We start from the raw sequence: 19,736 nt of genomic DNA on the forward strand, positions 1-19,736 counted from the left end.
CGATGGTCAGGGCTTTCGTGGGCCCATCAACGCGCGCGTGTACCACACGAACCGGTGCCTGATGAGCCATGCGTCAGTCACGGGTACAACCGTACCCGTTTTGCGCCTGGCTCGGTACATTGACGGTGCGTGGCGGCGCTCCTGTTGCTGATAACAACAGTGTATCCGGCGGTCACGAGTACGTGACAAGGCTGCCGTGGGACGGTCTTACAGTGCCCCACGGCCACCCTCACAACGGTCTTGCAACGGTCTAAGCGGGGCTGGGATGCCCCCTCCGGACCGGGTGCGCGGACGCCGGGACGTCAGAGGAAAATGCCGCGCAACCTCCCGATCTGCGACATCCGGCGCTCCGCGAGGCGGTCGGCGGCCACCGCCGGCGGGACGCCCTCGTCGGCGGCCAGCGCGAAGATCTTCCGGGTGGTGTCGTAGATCCCGGTGGCACGGGCCTTGGCACGGTCGAAGTTGAACCCCTCGATCTCGTCCGCGACCTGGATCACACCGCCGGAGTTCACCACATAGTCGGGGGCGTACAGGATGTCGCGGTCGGCGAGGTTCTTCTCCACACCCGTGTGGGCGAGCTGGTTGTTCGCGGCCCCGCAGACCACCTTGGCCTGAAGCAGAGGCACGGTGTCGTCGTCGAGGGAGCCGCCCAGCGCGCACGGCGCGTACACGTCGAGGTCCGCGCGGATCATCGCGCTGGCATCGGCGACGACCTCCACCTCCGGGTGCAGTGACCGGACCTGGTCGACTGCGGCCTCGTTCACGTCGCAGATCACGACGTCCGCGCCGTCCTCACGGAGGTGCTCCACCAGCCGGTGACCGACCTTGCCGACACCCTCAACCCCGACCCTCTTGCCGCGCAGCGTGGGCGCCCCCCACACGGTCTCGGCGGCGGCGCGCATGCCCTGGAACACACCGAACGCCGTGAGGATGGAGGAGTCGCCGGCGCCGCCGTGCGCGACCGTCCGTCCGGTGACGAAGCGGCACTCCCGCGCCACGATGTCCATGTCCTCGCTGAACGTGCCGACGTCGCACGCGGTGTAGTAGCGGCCGTTGAGCGACTGGACGAACCGTCCGTACGCCCTGAGCAGCGCCTCGGACTTGTCGGTGGCGGGGTCACCGATGATGACTGCCTTGCCCCCACCGAGGTCGAGCCCGGCCAAGGCGTTCTTGTAAGCCATCCCCCGGGACAGGTTCAGTACGTCGGTGAGGGCCTCCTCCTCGGAGGCGTACGGGAAGAAGCGGGTACCCCCCAGGGACGGGCCCAGCGCGGTGGAGTAGATGGCGATGATGGCGCGCAGACCGCTGGCCTCGTCCTGGCAGAAGACGACCTGCTCGTGTCGGGATTCGCTGCCCTTGTGGGGCGGCCCGAAGACATTAGGCACGGTAGTGCCCTCCTCTCTGTCTCTAAGATCAGACTAGGGCGCCGGATGGCATCACGCCCGGCCGGATCTCATGTCACGATGCGGGTTGTGCTTCCGTACGCCGCGTACCTACGGATTTATGAACCGGTGACCGCCTTCCCGGAGCCCGCGCGGACCCTATGGACGGCCTACGCCGATTCCAGGCGGCGCCCACGGCGGATCCACGCGCTCGGAGTGGAACACCGTGAGGCCGCGCTCAGGCTCATCGGCTCGCCGCCGGAGGTCGTCCCGGAGCAGGAGAGCAGGGACGCCTACGTGCGGCGTGTGGACGACATGATCTACGTGTGCCCGTGGGGGACGCGGCTGCGCTCATGGCTGGCCTTCGAGCGGTTCAGGAGCGAGCAGGCCGCCGGCATCGCGGCCGCGTTCGTCCCGCCGCCGGCGGCCGAGCGGGCGGTGCGCGACTTCGAGCACTGGAAGCAGGCCGGCCGGTCGCTGCGGCCGCACATCCTGACGAGCACCTGGCACGTTCCGCCGGACTGGTTCGTCCCGTTCGCGCGCGGCGAGCGGTGCCTGATGCTCGGCGCGCCGGGGACCGGATACCGCAGGTCCGCCGACGCGCCCGAGGAACTCGCGGGTCACGGCCCGGCGACGGCCACGCCCGCGCGCACCCTCAGCTACGTCACCTCGATGGGCGAGGCGCGCCGCCGGGTGGCGGGCGCGCTGCCGGTGGTGCGCGAGAACGACCTCGGCGACGGGACGGAGGAGGGCCGTCTCCTGCCGGTCGGGCAGCTGGAGACGCTGGGCCGGTGGCTGGACGGGTTCCACCCGAGCGCGCTGGTCGAGCTCGACTACGGCGGGCTGGTCCATCTGCTGGACGACCGGGCGCTGCGCGCGGACGAGTCGGTCGCCGAGATGACCGTGGCCCTCACCGGGATGGAGCGCGGCGAGGTCGAGCTGACCGTGGCGATGTACAAGCGGCTCCTGGCCCGCTGGAGGCCGATCCGGGCGCTTGAGGCGGCGAACTAAAACAAATTTCCCGAATCCGCGCGCGATACGACTATACGTGTCGCTAGAATCACACAGCGTGACTCGATGGCCATCCGGCAGGCGCGGCACCCGGTTCCCGGGGGGATGTTTGCACGTAACTACCGCCAGGAGCTTGCTTGTTGCGTTGAGTGGTGGCAAGGTTACACGTTGTGATGTCATAGTGGCTCTTTCGGGCCATAGGGGACATCAGTGACCACGCGAGTATCAATCGCAGGATCGCTGTCATCGGTCCAGGAGGAGAGGCCGCAAACATGTCAGCACGTACGCCAGAGGCCGAGCCCCTGCTCACGCCGGCGGAGGTGGCGACGATGTTCCGCGTCGACCCCAAGACCGTCACGCGGTGGGCTAAGGCGGGGAAGCTCACGTCCATCCGGACACTGGGGGGGCACCGTCGTTACCGCGAGGCGGAGGTGCGGGCGCTGCTCGCGGGAATCCCGCAGCAGCGGTCGGAGTAGCGAGACCGGTATCCCGCCCGTGAACTCGCGGGCGGGATCCGGCCTACCCAAAATTTCGGACACATACGGATCAATCGTCCACAATTGGACAACCAGCTCCGGGGCCCGGAAGGCTACCCGCTCATCTCCTCTTGGGAGAGGCGGGCGAACAGGGCGCCGGTGTCGGGGTCGTGGCGTCCCGCCGTCTGCATGGTGACCGCAAGCTGGTCGACGAGCAGGCGCTCCAGGTCCGGGCGGGGGATGTCGCGGTTCTCCAGCCAGTCCAGGCCGGCGGTCTCCACGATCGCCATCCAGCAGCGCAGCGTGATGCGCAGGATCGGCGGCGGGGCCGCCACGTCCAGCGAGTGCAGGATGCGGTCCAGGAGCAGCTGCCGGGTTCCGTCGACGATCTCGCCGGCCTCGCCCGAGCGGTCCGCCGGACCGCCGCGCAGCAACGCCGTGTAACCGGCGGCGTGGCTCTCCACGAAGTCGAAGTACCGCTTCAGTGAGATGCGCAGCCGTTCCAGCGGCTTACCCTCCGTGGGCGGTTCCAGCAGCACCGACAGCTTCTTCGCCGCGCTGCGCAGCGCCGCGATGTACAGCTCGTGCTTGCCGCCGAAGTAGTGGTAGACCAGCGCCCGCGAGGCGTCCGCCGCCTCCGCGACGTCGTCGATCGAGATGTCCTCGGGCGACCGGGTGCTGAAAAGCTGCAGCGCCGCCTCGATCAGTTCGTCTCGCCGTTCGTCCACACTGAGCCTGCGCCGGCCTCGCCCGCCGCGCTGCCGGCTTCGCGCCTTGTCACCGGCTACCGCACGATCTGCCACCCGGGCAGCGTATCCGAGCCGGGCACATGGCAACCCTCGGTGACCAAGGATGAGGTGGGCTTTTCACCGGGTCGTGGTCGTCCCCGGACCCGACTGTGATCCAGAACACCACAGACCCGAACCACCATTCACGGATGACCGTTACTCGCTGTTGCCACGCTCCGGGGAGCAGGCGCGGCATCATGGCATCTCCTCCCGAGCGGGAGGACGGCGCGCCGGCTCCCCCGACGGTGCGCCGTCGCGGCAGGTCCTGCAGGTCCCCCTGGACGGAGTGCCATGTCAGCTGATGAAGCAAGCCCCCCGCACAACAGGCAGGGAGAGTGCGCGGTTCCCCGGCCGCGCAGCGGATCCTCTCCCGCCGCACACGACGAGGGGAGGGCCGCGCCCGCACCGAAACCGACAATCCGCAATGTCGCCGAGCGTGCCGGCGTCTCCAAATCGCTCGTCTCGCTGGTGATGCGGGGGTCACCGCATGTGAGCGAACGCCGGAGACAGGCCGTCCTCCAGGCCGCCCGCGAACTCGGCTACCGGCCGAACGCCGTCGCGCGGAGCCTGGTCGAGGGACGCACCCGGCTGATCGGCGCCATCGTCGCCGACCTGCACAACCCCTTCTTCGCCGAGTTCCTCGACGGGCTGCAGGAGAGCCTGCACGGCGAGGGCCTGCGGATGCTGGTCGGCAGTGGCCGCTGGGACCCGCTGTTCGAGGCGGAGGCCGTCGAGGCGTTCCTGGAGATGCGGGTGGACGGGCTGGTGCTGCTCAGCGTCGTCCCCGAGTCGCTCAAGGAGGCGGCGGCCAGCGTCCCGGTGGTGGTCGTCGGTGAACGCGACGTGGTCGGCGTGGACATCGTGGTGGACGACGACGAACTCGGCGCGAGCCTGGCCGTCGACCATCTCGTCGAACTCGGTCACCGCCGGATCGCCCACATCGAGGGCGCGCGCTCGACCACGGCGCGCTACCGCCGCGCCGGCTACGAGAAGGCGATGCGCCGGCACGGACTCGCCGACGAGATCGTCGTCGAGTCCGGCGACTTCACCGAGGACGGCGGCTACCGTGCCGCCTGTTCGCTGCTGCGCCGCGACGCCCGGCCGACCGCGATCTTCGCTCCCAACGATCTGGTCGCGACCGGCGCCCTCTCGGCCGCCGACGAACTCGGCATGGGGGTCCCCGCCGACCTGTCGATCGTCGGCTACGACAACACCCATCTCGCCGCGATCCGCCACGTCTCGCTGACCAGCGTGGACCAGCCGCGCCGCGACATGGGACGGGTGGCCGCCGAGTTACTCACCGCGCGCATCGGCGATCCGTCCCGGCCCGCCCGGCAGAACCTGGTCGTCCCGCACCTGGTGGTGCGCTCGACCACGGGGCCAGCTCCCGCCCTGTGATCCTCCCTCGGTAAGCCCCTCGGCAAGCCCCTCAGTAAGCCCCCAGGTAAGCCGAGGTACGTCCCCCCGCCTTTCACAACGCTCCCGCATGTTCATTCCACGTCCCGGCCGGCGAGGCCGTGCCCGTGGCCGGTCATGGCCGGGTACGGCGACGGTAAGGGGTCGGCCAAACCTGCCGCATTGGCCGGCTTCCAGCACGCCGCCGGGGGGTTAATGGGACTCATCGTCCGACGGGTGGACCCGGGCGGTCTCGGGGGAGACCGCCCGGACGAGGCCCCGCGGACGGACACCGGAACATCCACAGGGAGGTCGGTTCGTGCCTGATCCGGAACTGGCGTCGTGCGCGCAGCGCGCGGCGAGTGAACTGGAACGTGCCTGGTCGGAGTGGCGGCACGCGCGGGGCCTGGGCGAGCAGATGCCGGGATCCGCGATGGCGGGGTCCGTCGCCAGCTATGTGGCCCATTCGATCGACCACCCGCGGGGCCGGCCCCGCGTGGTGCTCGGCCTGGACGCGGACGAGGCGCAGGCCCTCGCGGCGCTGCTCGGCGATGAGGACCCGCGTCCCTGATTTCCCGGACTTCGTTTGACGAACCACGGTCACCGTGCAGACTGTCAGGGTCGATAACGAAGTCATCACGAGGGAATTGGCCTGTGCGAATCCATCGAGGCGGCCCCGCGGTCGCCGGTCTCGCGCTGTGCCTCGGCGCGCTCACCGCGTGTACCGGCTCCTCCGGTCCGCCCGCCGCCCAGGGGGAGACCGCGGTCCCGCCGCCGGCCACCGGGTCGCCGAAGGCCAAGCGGAAGCCCGCGTCCGCGAAGGACGGCGCGTCCGCGCTGGACGGCAAGGTCATCGTCATCGATCCCGGGCACAACGGCGGCAACGCCGAGCACCCGTCCGAGATCAACAAGCAGGTCAGGATCGGCAACGGCAGCAAGGCGTGCGACACGACCGGCACCGAGACCAAGGCCGGCTACAGCGAGCACGCCTTCAGCTGGGACGTCTCGAACCGGCTCGCCAGGCTCCTGCGCGCTCAGGGCGCCAAGGTCACGCTGACCCGCAAGGACGACAAGGGCGTCGGCCCCTGCATCACCGAACGCGCCGCGATCGGCAACAGGCTCAAGGCCGACGCGGCCGTGTCGATCCACGCCGACGGCGCGTCCCCGTCCGGCCACGGTTTCCACATCATCGAGCCGCTGTCCATCGGCAGTAACGCCGCGATGGTGTCCGGCTCCACCAGGCTGGGCACGGCGCTGCGGGACGCCTACCACGAGGGCACCGGCATCCCGTACTCCAACTACCTCGGCAAGAACGCCATCGACCGCCGCGACGATCTCGGCGGCCTCAACCTGTCGACCGTCCCCAAGGTCTTCATCGAGTGCGGCAACATGCAGAACCAGGGGGACGCGGCGAGACTCTCCAGCGCCTCCTTCCGCCAGCGCATAGCCGAATCCCTGGCGGAGGGCTTCGAGACCTACCTGTCCTGACCGCCCCCGGCCTGCCCTGACCACCGCCGTGCTGCGCGCCCGGCAGGGCGTGCAGGAGGCAGGATGGGCGGGTGACTGATCTTTTCCGGGTGCGGGAGTCGTTGGTCGGGGCCGGGTACACGGTCGGCGGGGTGCGGGAGTTGCTCGGGCCCGTCGCCGGCGGGGCGCTGGCCCGGGACGAGATCGTGCCCGCGCTGCGGGCGACGCGGGGCGGATCACCGGTCGAGGCGCTGACGCGGCTGTTCTGGCTGCAGGTGCCGGTGCCGGCCGCCGCGATCGCCGCGGACGACCTGGTGGCGGCGGGGCTCGCCGAGATGTCCGGTGGCGAGTTGCGGGCGCTGCTGCGCGTCGAGCCGCTGGAGGCGGTCGACGGGGACGGACATGCCGGATACGCCGTGTCCGATCTGAAGGTGCGGCCGGGGGCGGGGCACGTGCCCGCGGCCGATCACGTGGTCGGCGTGGGCGGGGCGTCCGGGAACCTGGCCCGGCTGGTTGTCCACAAGCCTGTGGACAACGTGCTCGATCTCGGGACGGGAAGCGGGGTGCAGGCCGTGCATCTGGCGGGCCGGAACCCGGCGGCGGGCATCACGACGACGGACGTCAACCCGCGGGCGCTGGAACTGGCCGCGATGAGCTTCGCGCTCTCCGGGGTGGCCGGCGCCGAGCTCCTGGAAGGATCGTTGCTGGAGCCCGTCCGGGGGCGGCGGTTCGATCTGATCGTGTCGAACCCGCCGTTCGTCGTCGCGCCGTCCGTGGGGCCTCGCTTCACCTACCGGGAGTCCGGGATGGCGGGTGACGAGTTCTGCCGGCGGCTCGTCGCGGAGGCGCCGGAACACCTGGCGGAAGGCGGATACTGCCAGCTCCTGGCCAACTGGCTGCATGTCGAGGGGATTCCGTGGGAGGAGCGCGTCGGCGCCTGGGTGGACGGGTGCGACGCGTGGATCGTCCAGCGGGACGTCCAGGATCCGGCGGAATACGCCGAGTTGTGGCTGCGGGATTCCTGCGAGGCCGGGACGCCCGAATACCGGGCGCGGTATGAGGCGTGGCTCGACCATTTCGAGCGGCACGGCGTCACCGGCATCGGGTTCGGGTGGATCACGTTGCGGCGGAGCGAGCGTCCGGCCGTCCGGATCGAGGAACTGCGGCACGCCGTCGAGCAGCCCGTCGGCCGCTATGCCGGCGAGGTTCTGGACGGCCTCCGCAGGGGCGCGGAGTTTTCCACAACCTGTGGACAGGTGCTCGCGGCGGCGCCCGGACTCGTCCAGGAACAGCTCGGTCCGCCCGGCGCCGAAGATCCGGAGCGGATCGTGCTGCGGCAGACCGGGCGCCTGCGCCGTGCGGCGGGGGTCGGGACGGTCGAGGCCGCTCTCGCCGGGGTCTGCGACGGGACACTGCCGCTCGACCCGCTGCTCGACGCCATCGCCCAGCTCACCGGCATGGACGCGGGCGAGGTCCGGGCACACGCCGACGCCGTCCTGCCCGAACTGATCGCCGACGGTTTCTTCACCTAGACCGGACGACCGTCGCCATCGCCGTGCCCAGCTCGCGATACCGCGCGATCAGCACGGAGAACCCGATCGCCAGGTAGACGCCCGACAGGACCAGCCGGGCGCTCTCGCCCGGCAGGACGAACTGCACCGCGAACAGCACGAACAGCGCCGCCGCCTCCCACCGTCTGAAGACCAGGTCGATGAGCAGGCCGAGGCCGAGGACGGTCTGCGCGGCGGTCAGCAGCACCTCCTCGATCTGCCTGGAGTCGAGCGGCAGCGACCAGGCGCCGCCGCCGATCCGGTAGGCGAGCGGCAGGGTGCCGATCAGCAGCGTCCACTGGTTGACCTTGCTCGACAGCAGCGTGCCGAGCGCGTCGGCGTCGCGGAGCCGCCATGCGAACATGACGGCGACGAGCAGTTCCGGCGCCTCGGACGCGAGCGGCGCCAGCCACTGCACCAGCAGGAACTCGTCGATGCCGAGCGACGCGCCCGCGTCCACCAGCGCGTTCGCGAACGGCTTGGCCGACACGAACACGAGGGCCGCGCCGAACCCGAACCCCGCCCAGGTCAGCATGCGCCGTTCCCGTTTCGGCAGCCTGACCAGCCGGGCGGGGACGCCGGCGAGCTGCTCGATGTCCTCGCCGCCGCCGCGCGAGATCCGCGCCAGGTAGAGGACGTACACGGCGATGAGGACGATCGCGAGGTACCACCCGATCTCGCCGGTCAGCGCGGGGATGAAGCCGAGGACGGACGCGAGCGCGAGGAAGCCGAGTTCGACGCGGTGCGGCGGGGTCAGCCGGACGTCCCGGCGGCCGGGGCCGCGCGTGGCGTGGCGTCCCCTCCGCCGGGAAAGGCGGCGGACGCCGAGCGTGAACGCCAGCACCACCAGCGCCCACCCGACGCCGACGAGCAGCCGGTTCGCGCCCGTCATGTTGGCGGCCGCGTAGGCGGTGTACTGGGGTCTCGTCCCGGCGGCGTAGGCGTAGTAGAGGTCGACCCCGTACTCGGGCAGCACCGCGATGAGGGCGAGCAGCGCCAGCGCGAGCGCGCCCGACATGTCGGCGCGGGCCGTCTCCGCCGCCCACATCAGCACAATCGCCGCCGCCAGCACCCCGGCGCCGAAGATGACCATGGCCGCGACCGGCGGCGGGGACAGCCCGGCCGCCCGCGTCACGACCGCGGGGAGCGCGAGGAGCAGTGCCAGTGTGACCCGGACGAGCAGGGTCGCGCGGGGGATCGACTCGCCGGCCATACCTGCCCCGTGCCCCGCAGCGCCCCGCCGATGCCCGCCCGCCGGGAACCAGCGCGCAAAGCCCGGCCGCGCGGGGCGGTCAGCGGCGGGCGTCGTCCAGGGCGTGGAAGGCGCTCGCGCGCAGGCGGCGGGACAGGTCGCGGTTGACGCGGTGCGCCCAGAGCGGACCACCGTAGATCATCCCGGTGTAGCCCTGGACGAGCGTGGCGCCCGCGCGGATGCGTTCCCACACGTCGTCGGCCGTCTCGACGCCGCCGACCGAGATCAGCACGAGCCGTCCGCCGGTGCGGGCGCGCAGCCGCCGCAGGACGTCCAGCGACCGTTCCTTCAGCGGCGCGCCGGACAGCCCGCCGGTCTCCTTGACCAGCGCGGGCGGGCTGTGCAGGGCGTCCCGGCCGATGGTGGTGTTGGTCGCGATGATGCCGTCCAGGCCGAGGTCGAGGGCGAGGTCGGCGACCGCGTCGATGTCGTCGTCGGCCAGGTCCGGCGCGATCTTGACCAGGAGCGGAACATGGCGGGACGACACCCGGTCGGCGGCCTCGCGTACCGCCGTCAGCAGCGGGCGGAGATGCTCGACGGCCTGGAGGTTGCGCAGGCCGGGCGTGTTGGGGGAGCTGACGTTGACGACGAGGTAGTCGGCGTGCGGGGCGAGCCGCTCGGCGCTCGCCACGTAGTCGGCGGCGGCCGACGCCTCGGGCACGACCTTCGTCTTGCCGATGTTGACGCCGACGATCGTCCCGGCGGGCCGGCCGCGCAGCCGCCGGGCGGCGGCCTCGGAGCCCTCGTTGTTGAAGCCCATCCGGTTGATGACCGCCCGGTCGGGGACGAGCCGGAACAGTCGCGGGCGCGGGTTGCCGGGCTGCGGGCGTCCCGTCACCGTTCCGATCTCGACGTGCCCGAACCCGAACGCGCCGAGCGCCCGGTAGGCGACCGCGTCCTTGTCGAACCCGGCGGCGAGCCCGAGCGGGCTCGGGAAGTCCAGTCCGAGCGCGTGCACGGCGAGGGCCGGGTCGCGGGGCGCGAGCAGCCGGCGCAGCAGCGGCGCCAGTCCGGGCACGGACTGGATCGCGCGCAGCGCCCGCAAGGTCAGGTGGTGGACGCTCTCCGCCGGGACGCGGGCGATGACCAGTGAGAACAGGAGTCGATACATCGCGTCGATTATCTCAGCCCCATCCGGTGGAACGGTGATCAGTGCCCGCGAAACGCGCGGCGGAGCGTGAGACGGACGTCGCGGCCCGCCTCCCGCATCGCCTGGCGAGCGGAACGGACCGGCTCCCGCACCGACACCCGCCACATCTCGCGGATGCCGTCCCCGATCGGGTGCAGCACGCTCGTCCGTACCGCGCGCGCCGGGGCGACGATGAACGTCCGCCCGAGCCGGCGCAGCATCCGGGTCGCGAGCCGCCACGTCCCCGCGGCCCCGGCGGCGACCGGGGCCAGGAGATGGCGCCACACGGCACGGGCGGGCAGGACGACCAGCACGCGCCCCAGCCATCGGAGGCACCGCCCGAGCAGCCGCCACGACCAGACGATCGCGGATGCGAAGGCGTACAGGCCGGACGCGAGGACGCTCCCGACCGTGCCGAGGACGAAGAGGACCCCGCGTCCGAGCCGGGCGAGGCCGAGCAGCGGCGGCCGCAGGACGTACCGCCACAGCAGCACGGCGGGCATGACCACCAGCACGCCGATCAGCAGTGCGATCCCCTGGAAGAGCAGCATGAACCCGCGCCCGGTGACGGCCAGCAGCCAGGCCGGCCCCTGGCCGAGCCACCGCAGCGGGCGCAGCAGCACGAACTCCAGCACCCGCCCGAGTCCGCGTCCGAGCAGCGCGAGGAACCGGCCGACCGGGGCGATCAGCACGCGGTGGAGCCACCGGCCGAGCCGCCCCGACCCGCGTCCGAGCCGGCGCAGGAAACCGAGGATCATCGCGATGGCGAGCCATCTCAGCGGCCGGACGACGAGGAGGTCCAGCAGCGCGCCGATACCGCGTCCGATGGCCATGACCAGCCGTCCGAGCGGGGCGAGCAGCCGGCCGTACAGCGCGAGCCAGAGACCGCGCAGCATCCGGCCGATGAGCCGCGCCAGCCGTCCCGGCGCCCGCGTCAGCCGCCGCCAGACCGCGCGGACACCCCGTCCGGCCTGCACGAAGAGGTCGTGGACAAGCCGCAGCGGCAGCACGATGACCAGTGCGACGATCCGCGCCGGAACGACGATCCAGGCCGGCCCCGGTCGTGCGGGGGGCGGCTCCTTGCTCAGATTGATCGTGCTTCCCGCGGGGTTCTCGCCGGTCACTGCGTCCTTCCTTACTGCTCTTCGTCTGCTTTGACCCAATTCGCCGGCGTCCGGTTCCCGGTTGAACCAGTCCCGCGTGCGCGCCGTATTTCCTGTCGATCCGGAAGGGCAGCGCAGCCTCGGATCGAAGCGCTGGGCCCGGCCCGGAGCCGGGCCCAGGACGACTTGGAGGACGACCCCACAGGAAACTCCCACACTGGGTAACCCCCGCTGAGGCCGCCGATCAGCCCCCCGGCTCGGACGGCGGCTCCTGCCCAGGGTGGGGGCGGCGGTTATGGCGGTCACCAGCCCGCCGCCCTAACCGCCGCACAGACGAAGGCGCGGAGGTCTCGCGGGTCGGTCGGGGTCCGCGACCCCTCCGCGCCTTCCCCCATGCCCGGCGCCCGGTGGTCCCTCGAAGCCCGCCACTGTGGGCGCGATAATAGAAAAGTATCCAGACAGGTAGCTAACAGCAAGTGTCGTTCTGCCAGGTGGCAGATCGCTGGATGGCCACCCGTGTCAAGCTGCTCACCAGCAACTTTGTGAGGAAGCGAACGGCATTGCAGGCAGGTTGCTCACTAGCTCTGCGCCCTATAGCTATGTGACATATGTCAGTTTGCTTCCCGCCGACATCCAGGTGGCTATCGAAAGGCGCTCGTAGATGCGACCCTGAAACCAAGCCAGCTGGGCCGTGCCCAAGAGACGCAGGGCCCAATCGGGGCGAGGGCGCCATGTCGATCATTCCAGCACCGCCGGACGAGTCGGAACCGTCCGTCCGCCTGCTCTTCCGACTACTGCTCGCGGTCGACATCCAGGGGTACAGCGCCCGGTCGCCGCGCATGCAGTTGCAGGCCCAGCTGGATCTGCTGGAGGCCCTGGAGACCGCCGCCAAGGAGGCCGGGCTTGACAGGGGCACATGGCTTCAGCAGGTCAGCGGCGACGGGGAGTTGGCGGTGCTGCCGGTGGACGCCGACATCGTCACCGTCATCGGTGTGTTCGCACCCGCCCTCGAACGTGTGCTCGCCGAGATGAACCGTAGGGACGCCCGTGATCCGCGGTTACGCGCACGGCTCGCCTTCCACCACGGCGCGGTGATCATGGGGCGACCGGTATCGCTCGGGCCGGCCGGGGACGCGCCGGTGGTCGTGAGTCGTCTCCTCGACGCCCGTCCGCTCCGCCGTTACCTGACCGTCCGTCCCAGGCGTAACGTCGCCCTGATCGTCTCCGCCCAGGTTTACCGCGAGGTGGTGTGCAGTGGATTCTGTGCGCTGGTGCCGGCGCATTTCCGGTCGATACGGACGACGATCAAAGGGATCTCATACCACGGGTACATCTACGATCCTGATCGTGAAGGGGGCAAGCGAAACGACGGGGAGAACGCTCTGCTGACCGATGAAGAGACTTGACACCCGGCCGGGTGAGAAACAAATTAACCTAGGCTGTGAAGAGCGTTGAGCAGGTGGGTCCAATCGTCCTGAGTGATCGCTATGACCGGGCCAGGTCGATTCCTTGAATCACGAATGTAGACCATCTCGCCATACTGTCCGATTTCGACGCAATTAGCTCCTTGCGTGTTGGAGTGAGTGCTTCTCCGCCATCGCACGTCCGCAGGTGTTATGCGCGGCAACTCATGTCTCCTTTCGCCTGTGCGCGGGCCATTTCCGGTCGCGATGATCACGCTGGGAATGGCGCCTTCCGGTCGGGAATGCGCTCGGTCGTCGGAGACTCTCCGGCGGCATCACCGGAGACGCACCGTCTCACCGGGCGGCAGCGCTGGGCATGAGATCATGCTCGTTCGGTCAGACGACAGTGTAAACCGCAAGCGGTGACGGGGCCATATACGGCAGAGCGTCGGCAAGACGCCCACCCAGGGATTCGCGGCCCTTTTCGGACGCCGCTAAACGCTTGATTCAGTCGGAAAGAAGGCGCTCCGCCAGCCGGTTGAGGAGCACCGCAGATCCTTCCGGATGCAGCGACACTCTCCGTAGCTCCTCGAAGTCCTCGCGGTATGACACGACCGCGTCCGGACGGTCGCGAGTTACCCTCATGGACTGAGGGTTCTCCAGGTACAGGACATCTTCGTCCTCTGGAGCCGAGAACTCCAGGATGGTGAAGGATCCGTTCAGCCCGGGATTGACGCCGGCGCTAAATGGAACGATCTCAATGGTGATGTTCGGCAGATTGGCGAGGTCGATCAGGCGGCGCAGTTGGTGCCGCATCGCCTGCGGGCCGCCGATCATTCTCCGGACAACGGACTCGTCCAGGACGAAGAACAACTGTGGCGGTTCGTCGCGTTCCAGAATCTCCTGCCGGCGCATGCGGAGTTCCACGAGCATCTCCACGTTCCCCGCTCGGTCCGGTTCGATGAGCCGACCGATGTATTCGCGCGCGTACTCCGAGGTCTGGAGAAGACCGGGAATCACCAGGTTCTCGTACTGGCGGATGATCCCGGCTCCTGACTCGTAACCGATGAGATCGTAGTACTGCTGCGAAATGATCTTGCGGTATCCGCTCCACCAGGTGCGCTGGCGCGCCTGCCGGGCGAGTTCCACGAGCTCGGCGGTCCGTGCGTCGGATACCGCGTAGAGGGAGAGCAGGGCCTTGAGGTCGGTGGTGGAGACGCCGACCGATCCGGACTCGATTCTGATGACCTTCGACAGCGACCAGTCGAGATTCTCGGCGACCTGTTCCTGGGTGAGGGCGGCCTCGTCGCGGGCTTTGCGGAGTTCCACGCGCAGGCGTCGCTGCCGCACCGTAGGACTGCTCGCCGCAGGCACCGGCCACTCCTCCTGTCGTCTCGTTCAGAATACTGCCATGGGCTGTAAGCCATATTGCAATTTGCGAACTAGCTTACAGCCATACTCAGACTGCCAGGCGGCTGTCATCGCCGATGGCCTCATGGGGTCAAAATATCGTCAAGGGCTGTCGCTTCGAGTCACTGTGTGGTATAGACGCTGCCGCTGAACCCTCTGGTACCTGCACGACTGCTTCACGTCCGCACTACCGGCCGTTCTGGCTGATCTGACCGAGACTGGACATCCCCCTGACAGGGTGAGTTGATCGTTCTGGCACGATCAGGGGCATGTATGAGCGTTTCGCCCACGAGTATGCGATTCACGCCGAGGACAGCCCCTACAACGCCTTCTACGACCGTCCGGCCGTGCTCGGTCTCGCCGGCGACGTGTCCGGCCTGGCGGTGTTCGACGCCGCCTGCGGGCCCGGCCTGTACGCCGCGGAACTGCTGAACCGCGGCGCACGCGTCACCGGCTGCGACGTGAGCCCGACCTTCGTCGAACTGGCGCTGGCGCGCACCGAGGGCCGCGCGGACCTGCGCGTTCACGACCTGTCCGAGCCCCTGACCTGGATCCCCGGCGGCTCGTGCGACCTGGCCGTCCTCGCCCTGGCCCTGCACTACTTCGACGACCGCGTGGCACTTCTCTCCGAACTCCGCCGGATCCTGACTCCGCGCGGCGCCCTCGTCCTTTCCACCGAGCACCCGACCATGGGCTGGGTCCGGCTGGGCGGCTCGTACTTCAGGGAAGAAGCGGTGGAGGAATCGCTGAGCCCCGAACGGGATTGGCCGATCCGTGCCTGGCGCCGTCCGCTGACCTCGATCTGCGCCGAATTCCGCGAGGCCGGTTTCCTCATCGACGAACTGCTGGAGCCCCGTCCCGTCCCCGAAATGGCCGAGCGCTACCCGGAGGACCACGCCCACCTGGAGGTCCTCCCGGCCTTCATCGCCTTCCGGCTGATCCCCGCTCCCCGCCCATAGCCGCCTTTCAGCCGACTTGGTCGTCGCGGAGGTTGTACGGGCGGCAGCCGTGGTGCCCGCTGTCCGGCCCCAGCCCGTCACGGCGGATCAGATGATCGGTGCCGTAACCGCGCCGCTGCTGGTAGGCCCAGTAAGCGGTGCGGGACGGGCTCGTCCACCTCTCGAAGATCAGCACTTCGCGGACATCGGCGCTGCCGCTCGCCTTGATGACGAGATCACCCGGCCGCAACGCGGACTGCTGGATGTGCCGGCAGTAGGACGCCTCCAGCAGGGCGGAGTTGGGACCGGGCTTCGGCAGGCCCAGCACCATGGACGCGTAACCCGACCCGTCGGTGCGATAGCCCTGATAGTTGGCCGTCTGGTCGTAGGCCACGCGCTCCGGGCCGTGCGGATGCCACGCCAGCGTCCGCGCCATGGCCTCCTGCCGGGTGATCACCTTGACCCGCGGCCGAGCCGACGCGGCCGGCCGCCCCCCGTCGTCCCCGGACACCGGCGTACTGTGCAGGGCCGCCCCGAGCGCCACACCCAGACTCCCGGCGGCGGCCGTGCACCCCACAACGGAAACGGCGAACAACAATCGCCGCCGCCCCACGCCAGCCGAGGGCCTGTCCGGAGAGTCGGTGTCCTGTAAGGGGTCCGTGCCGTTCGGAGACGTGGTGTCCGCCGCGGCCTCGGCGCCGGGGGCGGGTTCGGCGTCTTGCGCGGACGCGGTACCGGGTGAGTCCGCCGCGTCGCGTGCGGGGGCGGGCGAGGGCCGTCTCGACCGGTCGGCTATTTCCCAGAGGATCTCCAGGCGGTGCCGGTCGGCGCCGCACAGGGTGGCGAAGGAGCGGACGGCGTCCACGGGAATCCAGGTTTCGCCGCTGAGCCAGCGTCCCCAGGAGGAACGGCTCGCGTGCGTCTTGCGCGCGAGGGCCCGGAGGTCGTATCCGGACTCCTCTTTCATTCCGCGCAGTTCGGTGAGCAGGACGCGGGCCGCCTCCGGCAGGTCGTCCGGCAGCGGAGTCGGTGGTCGGCTTCGGCTCATTCGCGATTCTCCCGCAGGTCATATCGCCGGTGAGGAAGTCGCCCGGCCCTTGTGCGCTCTGGAACCCGGCCGGCGCCGGCCCATTATGCCCCGTCCCACAGTTGCCGCAACGGGATACCAGATGATCACTCATTGTTCGCCATCGGGTACCGAAAGTGATCAACGAGGATCGTTCAATTGTGTCCCGTTGTCCCATCCGCGCGCGGCGTGAGACGGAGTTATCGCAGGTCAGCGCTGTCCCATGGCCGGCTTGTCCCAACTTTCCGGCGATGTTGGCGAATGCGGCAACACGGTCCCTAGGGTTTGCCGAGTCGATCGACATCCCCCCGCTCGGCGCCCCGGAAGGGCGCAATTTCCCAGCCATTCAAGGAGGAATATCAATGCCTTCCCCCCGGACCCTTCTCATCGGCGTCAGTTCCCTGGCGCTGGCCGGCGGCACCGCCTTCGGCCTCGCCGGGGTGTCCACGTCGGCCGCGCCGGCCGCGCCCGCCCAGGGCATCCAGTTGCAGGCGGCGGACGGGCAGGTCGCGGTGGCCGCCGTCCCGAAGGTCACCCGCGACCAGGTCATCGCCCGCGCCAGGACCTGGCACCCGCACACCAGCAAGCGGGTGCCCTACAGCCAGTCGAGGACCTACGGCGGCTACCGCACCGACTGCTCGGGCTACGCGTCCATGGCGCTGGCGCTGCCGAAGCCCGGCCCGAACACGGTCGGCCTGGCGTCGTCCTCGTACACCACGCGCATCGCGATGTCCCAGCTCAAGAAGGGCGACCTGGTCATCGACGCGATCGGGAGCAACACCACCCGGCACGTCGTCATCTTCGAGAGGTGGACCAGCAGCAAGCACACCGCCTACTGGGCGTACGAGCAGCGCGGCGGTTACGGCACCGACTACCGCACCCGGACGTACGGCCTTTCCAGCGGCAGCCAGTACAAGGCGTACCGCCCGAAGAACATCAAGTGAGCTGACCGCCCCCCGCGAAACGCCCGGCCGGTGCCCCTGGCCGGGCGTTCTCACTTCTCCGGCGGATCAGGAGGCCTCCACGATCCGCCACCGGCCCACGTCGCGATGGTCGGAGTCATGGATGGCCGACTCGTCGCCGGGCCGCAACTCGTAATGCCGGACGTTCCCGGCCCAGTACCGCAGAATCCGCCCCAGTTCCTTCGCCGCGTCCTCGGCCACGGCCCCGTCGCTCATATCGACCTCAAGCACGAACTTCACGCTCTCACCTCCATCCCTCAATCGTTTCATTGAAGTAGCTTGGCAAAGTTGGCCGACCATATGACCTGGTCACCTTCATCAGTGGCCCACAAACCCTCAAACGAGCCTGAATAATGGTGGGCCACTGAGTGGCCACGCGATTACTGTTCGGCGGATGGTTGATTCATCGCCCGCGGACGAGCCGCCGGACACGCTGACCGACACCCGTGAACTGTTGCTCGGCTACCTCGACTACTACCGGGCCGCGCTGCTGCGAAAACTCGACGGCCTGCCGGACGACGACCTGCGCACGAGCCGCCTCCCGTCCGGCTGGACGCCGCTCGCCCTCCTCAAGCACCTGGCCTTCGTGGAGCGGCGCTGGTTCCGCTGGGGCTTCGCCGCCGAGCAGGTGGACGACGTCTGGGGCGACCGAGCCCCGGAGACCCAGCGCCTGCATGTCGGCCCGGACGAGTCCGCGGAGCAGATCAGACGGCTCTTCCTGGACGAATGCGAACGGTCAAGGAAGATCGTCGCCGGTGCCGGGCTCCAGGACCGGGCGCGCAGCGGCGGCGGGTTCAATCCGCCCGAGCACCAACCGGCGCTGGTCTGGATCCTGTTCCACGTGTTGCAGGAGTACGCCCGCCATGTCGGCCAGCTCGACATCGTCCGGGAACTCGCCGACGGCGTCACGGGGGAGTAGCCGGGCGCGGCCGGTGGAGGCGGCCCGGCGGCGGACGGTCAGGGCAGGGTGTTCTTGTAGATACGGCCGTCCTTGATGATGACCTTCAGGTTGGTGGCCGGATCACCCAGGAGTCCCAGGTCACGGGTGGGGTCGCCGGCGACCAGGAGCAGGTCGGCCCACGCTCCCTCGGCGATGACGCCGAGGTGGGCCACGTGGGGTCCGGCTCCGTATGCGGCCACGTCGGCGGCGGTCGGGTTCTGGTAGGGGTCGCGAAGCCCGGCCTCGCGGAACAGGGCGGCGTTGCCGGATGTGGCGACCTTCAAGCCCTTCTCGGGGCCGCCGGCCAGTCCGGCCAGGCGGGTGAGCATCTCGCTCTGCTTCGCGCTCCCGGCGGGGTTCAGCATCAGGTCGGTGCCGAAGGCGAGCCGCACGCCGTGGTCCAGCGCCCAGCCGAAAACGCGCTCCACCCCCGTGCACACCTGCCGGTTCTTCTCGGCCGACGACGGGCTGGGGTAGCGGTGGTCGCTCTCGGCGAACGGCTGGGTGCACAACCAGACGTCGTGGTCGGCCATCAACCTGAGGTCGTCCTCCCCGGCCAGATGACCGTGCTCGATCACCCGGACCCCCGCGTCGACCGCCCGGCGGATGGCGGCGCCGGTGTAGACGTGGACCGCCACATAGGTGCCCCAGTCGGCCGCGGCCCCCACCCCGGCGCGCAACTCGTCCGCGGTGTACTGCAGGACGTCCAGGTGGTCATAGGCGGACGCGACACCGCCACCTGCCATCATCTTGATCTGCGAAGCGCCCTTCTTCAGCTGCTCGCGCACCCCCGCCAGCACCTGCGCCGTACCGTCGGCGATCCGCATCAGCCCCAGTCGCTCGGCGCGCGTCGCGGTCCCGCCGAGGACGGTCGGCACGTCGTACACCATGCCGAAGTCCCCGTGCCCGCCGGTTTGGGACAGGCCCGCCTGGCTGGGATAGATCCGCGGGCCGGGCAGCGCGCCCGCGTCGATCAACCGCTTGAGGTCGCCGGTGTCGCCGGCCATGTCGCGGACGGTCGTGAACCCGCGCATCAGCATCGCCTCGGCCTCGGCCGCCGCTCTCAGGTACCCGATGCCCGCGCCGCCGAGCGTCAGTTCGCTCTGCGTGGCGCCGGCCAGGATGAGGTGCACGTGGGCGTCGCTGAGCCCGGGGATGAGCGTCGCCCCGCGCCCGTCGATGACCGCGGCCTCCGGGGCGCTCGCGGGCGGGTCCCCGTCCCCCACCGTCTTGATCTTGGTGCCTTCGGTCACCACGTGGCCGGTCCGGATCCGGTCGCTCATCCCGTCGAAGATCCGCACGTCGCGGAGCACGATCGTGGTGGGGTGCCGCTGCTGCCTCATCATCGCCTCGTGCCCACCCGCCGGCCACCGAGCGGACGACCGCCAAGGGTTTGCGAAGGTTTGCAGACCACGTGAAGCCGCCGGAGAACCGGCGGAGCCGGCCGCACCGGAACTTCGCATT

20 protein-coding genes are annotated in these 19,736 nt (G+C 69.8%); 10 read left to right on the plus strand and 10 right to left on the minus strand.

Annotated elements, in window-relative coordinates:
- Positions 1–302 precede the first annotated feature (302 nt).
- Positions 303–1,385 (minus strand): Leu/Phe/Val dehydrogenase, encoded by a 1,083-nt coding sequence (locus ACQP1N_RS02195; protein WP_433228794.1) that lies wholly within the window; start codon positions 1,383–1,385, stop codon positions 303–305.
- 213 nt (positions 1,386–1,598) lie between these two features.
- Between ACQP1N_RS02195 and ACQP1N_RS02200 the strand changes: the two genes are divergently transcribed.
- Both ACQP1N_RS02200 and bldC read left to right on the plus strand, forming a co-directional pair.
- On the plus strand, positions 1,599–2,393 hold the full coding sequence (locus tag ACQP1N_RS02200; RefSeq protein ID WP_433228796.1) for a hypothetical protein: 795 nt from the start codon (positions 1,599–1,601) through the stop codon (positions 2,391–2,393).
- A gap of 272 nt (positions 2,394–2,665) precedes the next feature.
- Complete coding sequence (gene bldC, locus ACQP1N_RS02205) at positions 2,666–2,869, plus strand: developmental transcriptional regulator BldC (RefSeq protein ID WP_012850682.1); 204 nt, start codon at positions 2,666–2,668, stop codon at positions 2,867–2,869.
- A gap of 113 nt (positions 2,870–2,982) precedes the next feature.
- Here the strand turns inward: bldC and ACQP1N_RS02210 are convergent, their stop codons facing one another.
- On the minus strand, positions 2,983–3,672 hold the full coding sequence (locus ACQP1N_RS02210) for a TetR/AcrR family transcriptional regulator (protein ID WP_433228798.1): 690 nt from the start codon (positions 3,670–3,672) through the stop codon (positions 2,983–2,985).
- Positions 3,673–4,128: 456 nt separating this feature from the next.
- Here ACQP1N_RS02210 and ACQP1N_RS02215 point away from each other — a divergent pair, with 456 nt between their 5' ends.
- The 4 genes from ACQP1N_RS02215 (at position 4,129) to ACQP1N_RS02230 (ending at position 8,051) form a co-directional block, all read left to right on the plus strand.
- Entirely contained in the window at positions 4,129–5,055 is a 927-nt protein-coding gene (locus ACQP1N_RS02215) for a LacI family DNA-binding transcriptional regulator (RefSeq protein ID WP_242608664.1), read from the plus strand.
- 316 nt (positions 5,056–5,371) lie between these two features.
- On the plus strand, positions 5,372–5,623 hold the full coding sequence (locus ACQP1N_RS02220; RefSeq protein WP_067793452.1) for a hypothetical protein: 252 nt from the start codon (positions 5,372–5,374) through the stop codon (positions 5,621–5,623).
- Positions 5,624–5,706: 83 nt separating this feature from the next.
- The gene (locus tag ACQP1N_RS02225) at positions 5,707–6,540 is read left to right on the plus strand and encodes an N-acetylmuramoyl-L-alanine amidase (protein ID WP_433228800.1); all 834 of its coding nucleotides are present in this window, start codon (positions 5,707–5,709) and stop codon (positions 6,538–6,540) included.
- Between the two features lie 71 nt (positions 6,541–6,611).
- Positions 6,612–8,051 (plus strand): DUF7059 domain-containing protein, encoded by a 1,440-nt coding sequence (locus tag ACQP1N_RS02230; RefSeq protein WP_433228802.1) that lies wholly within the window; start codon positions 6,612–6,614, stop codon positions 8,049–8,051.
- Here the strand turns inward: ACQP1N_RS02230 and ACQP1N_RS02235 are convergent.
- The 3 genes from ACQP1N_RS02235 to ACQP1N_RS02245 all read right to left on the minus strand — a co-directional run bounded on the left by ACQP1N_RS02235 (position 8,044) and on the right by ACQP1N_RS02245 (position 11,574).
- Positions 8,044–9,282, minus strand: a complete 1,239-nt coding sequence (locus ACQP1N_RS02235) for a sodium:proton exchanger (RefSeq protein WP_067793450.1) — start codon at positions 9,280–9,282, stop codon at positions 8,044–8,046. The two genes, ACQP1N_RS02230 and ACQP1N_RS02235, sit on opposite strands and share 8 nt — an antisense overlap.
- A gap of 79 nt (positions 9,283–9,361) precedes the next feature.
- Positions 9,362–10,432, minus strand: a complete 1,071-nt coding sequence (locus tag ACQP1N_RS02240) for a quinone-dependent dihydroorotate dehydrogenase (RefSeq protein WP_433228804.1) — start codon at positions 10,430–10,432, stop codon at positions 9,362–9,364.
- Between the two features lie 38 nt (positions 10,433–10,470).
- Positions 10,471–11,574, minus strand: coding sequence for a hypothetical protein (locus ACQP1N_RS02245; RefSeq protein WP_433228806.1), 1,104 nt, complete (start codon positions 11,572–11,574; stop codon positions 10,471–10,473).
- A gap of 818 nt (positions 11,575–12,392) precedes the next feature.
- On the opposite strand from ACQP1N_RS02245, the gene ACQP1N_RS02250 reads away from it, so the two are divergent.
- On the plus strand, positions 12,393–12,959 hold the full coding sequence (locus tag ACQP1N_RS02250) for a hypothetical protein (RefSeq protein WP_174548811.1): 567 nt from the start codon (positions 12,393–12,395) through the stop codon (positions 12,957–12,959).
- Positions 12,960–12,982: 23 nt separating this feature from the next.
- On the opposite strand, the gene ACQP1N_RS02255 is transcribed toward ACQP1N_RS02250, so the two are convergent.
- Entirely contained in the window at positions 12,983–13,231 is a 249-nt protein-coding gene (locus tag ACQP1N_RS02255; RefSeq protein WP_165488333.1) for a DUF397 domain-containing protein, read from the minus strand.
- A gap of 232 nt (positions 13,232–13,463) precedes the next feature.
- Positions 13,464–14,330, minus strand: coding sequence for a Scr1 family TA system antitoxin-like transcriptional regulator (locus ACQP1N_RS02260; RefSeq protein WP_084262395.1), 867 nt, complete (start codon positions 14,328–14,330; stop codon positions 13,464–13,466).
- Positions 14,331–14,635: 305 nt separating this feature from the next.
- Between ACQP1N_RS02260 and ACQP1N_RS02265 the strand changes: the two genes are divergently transcribed.
- A complete protein-coding gene (locus tag ACQP1N_RS02265; protein ID WP_433228809.1) occupies positions 14,636–15,325 on the plus strand; it encodes a class I SAM-dependent methyltransferase in 690 nt (229 codons plus the stop codon).
- A 7-nt stretch (positions 15,326–15,332) separates the two neighbouring features.
- Here ACQP1N_RS02265 and ACQP1N_RS02270 read toward each other — a convergent pair whose 3' ends face one another.
- Positions 15,333–16,352, minus strand: coding sequence for a helix-turn-helix domain-containing protein (locus ACQP1N_RS02270; protein ID WP_067793445.1), 1,020 nt, complete (start codon positions 16,350–16,352; stop codon positions 15,333–15,335).
- Positions 16,353–16,732: 380 nt separating this feature from the next.
- Between ACQP1N_RS02270 and ACQP1N_RS02275 the strand changes: the two genes are divergently transcribed.
- Positions 16,733–17,314: a hypothetical protein gene (locus tag ACQP1N_RS02275; RefSeq protein ID WP_433228811.1), complete on the plus strand. Its 582-nt coding sequence runs from the start codon at positions 16,733–16,735 to the stop codon at positions 17,312–17,314.
- 66 nt (positions 17,315–17,380) lie between these two features.
- Here ACQP1N_RS02275 and ACQP1N_RS02280 read toward each other — a convergent pair whose 3' ends face one another.
- A complete protein-coding gene (locus tag ACQP1N_RS02280) occupies positions 17,381–17,572 on the minus strand; it encodes a hypothetical protein (protein ID WP_433228813.1) in 192 nt (63 codons plus the stop codon).
- A gap of 154 nt (positions 17,573–17,726) precedes the next feature.
- On the opposite strand from ACQP1N_RS02280, the gene ACQP1N_RS02285 reads away from it, so the two are divergent.
- Entirely contained in the window at positions 17,727–18,251 is a 525-nt protein-coding gene (locus ACQP1N_RS02285) for a DinB family protein (protein WP_433228815.1), read from the plus strand.
- Positions 18,252–18,289: 38 nt separating this feature from the next.
- Here ACQP1N_RS02285 and ACQP1N_RS02290 read toward each other — a convergent pair whose 3' ends face one another.
- Complete coding sequence (locus ACQP1N_RS02290) at positions 18,290–19,618, minus strand: amidohydrolase family protein (RefSeq protein ID WP_433228816.1); 1,329 nt, start codon at positions 19,616–19,618, stop codon at positions 18,290–18,292.
- Between the last annotated feature and the right edge of the window lie 118 nt (positions 19,619–19,736).

The sequence above is a fragment of the Actinomadura formosensis genome (genome assembly GCF_050948385.1).
GTDB classification, from domain to species: Bacteria; Actinomycetota; Actinomycetes; order Streptosporangiales; family Streptosporangiaceae; genus Spirillospora; species Spirillospora formosensis.

Excerpts from the sequence above, each read along its gene's own strand:
- ACQP1N_RS02270 (WP_067793445.1), bottom strand. The coding sequence starts at position 16,352 with ATGAGCCGAAGCCGACCACCGACTCCGCTGCCGGACGACCTGCCGGAG.
- ACQP1N_RS02235 (WP_067793450.1), bottom strand. The coding sequence starts at position 9,282 with ATGGCCGGCGAGTCGATCCCCCGCGCGACCCTGCTCGTCCGGGTCACA.
- ACQP1N_RS02240 (WP_433228804.1), bottom strand. The coding sequence starts at position 10,432 with ATGTATCGACTCCTGTTCTCACTGGTCATCGCCCGCGTCCCGGCGGAG.
- ACQP1N_RS02275 (WP_433228811.1), top strand. The coding sequence starts at position 16,733 with ATGCCTTCCCCCCGGACCCTTCTCATCGGCGTCAGTTCCCTGGCGCTG.
- bldC (WP_012850682.1), top strand. The coding sequence starts at position 2,666 with ATGTCAGCACGTACGCCAGAGGCCGAGCCCCTGCTCACGCCGGCGGAG.
- ACQP1N_RS02265 (WP_433228809.1), top strand. The coding sequence starts at position 14,636 with ATGTATGAGCGTTTCGCCCACGAGTATGCGATTCACGCCGAGGACAGC.
- ACQP1N_RS02250 (WP_174548811.1), top strand. The coding sequence starts at position 12,393 with ATGCAGTTGCAGGCCCAGCTGGATCTGCTGGAGGCCCTGGAGACCGCC.
- ACQP1N_RS02215 (WP_242608664.1), top strand. The coding sequence starts at position 4,129 with ATGCGGGGGTCACCGCATGTGAGCGAACGCCGGAGACAGGCCGTCCTC.
- ACQP1N_RS02290 (WP_433228816.1), bottom strand. The coding sequence starts at position 19,618 with ATGATGAGGCAGCAGCGGCACCCCACCACGATCGTGCTCCGCGACGTG.
- ACQP1N_RS02285 (WP_433228815.1), top strand. The coding sequence starts at position 17,727 with ATGGTTGATTCATCGCCCGCGGACGAGCCGCCGGACACGCTGACCGAC.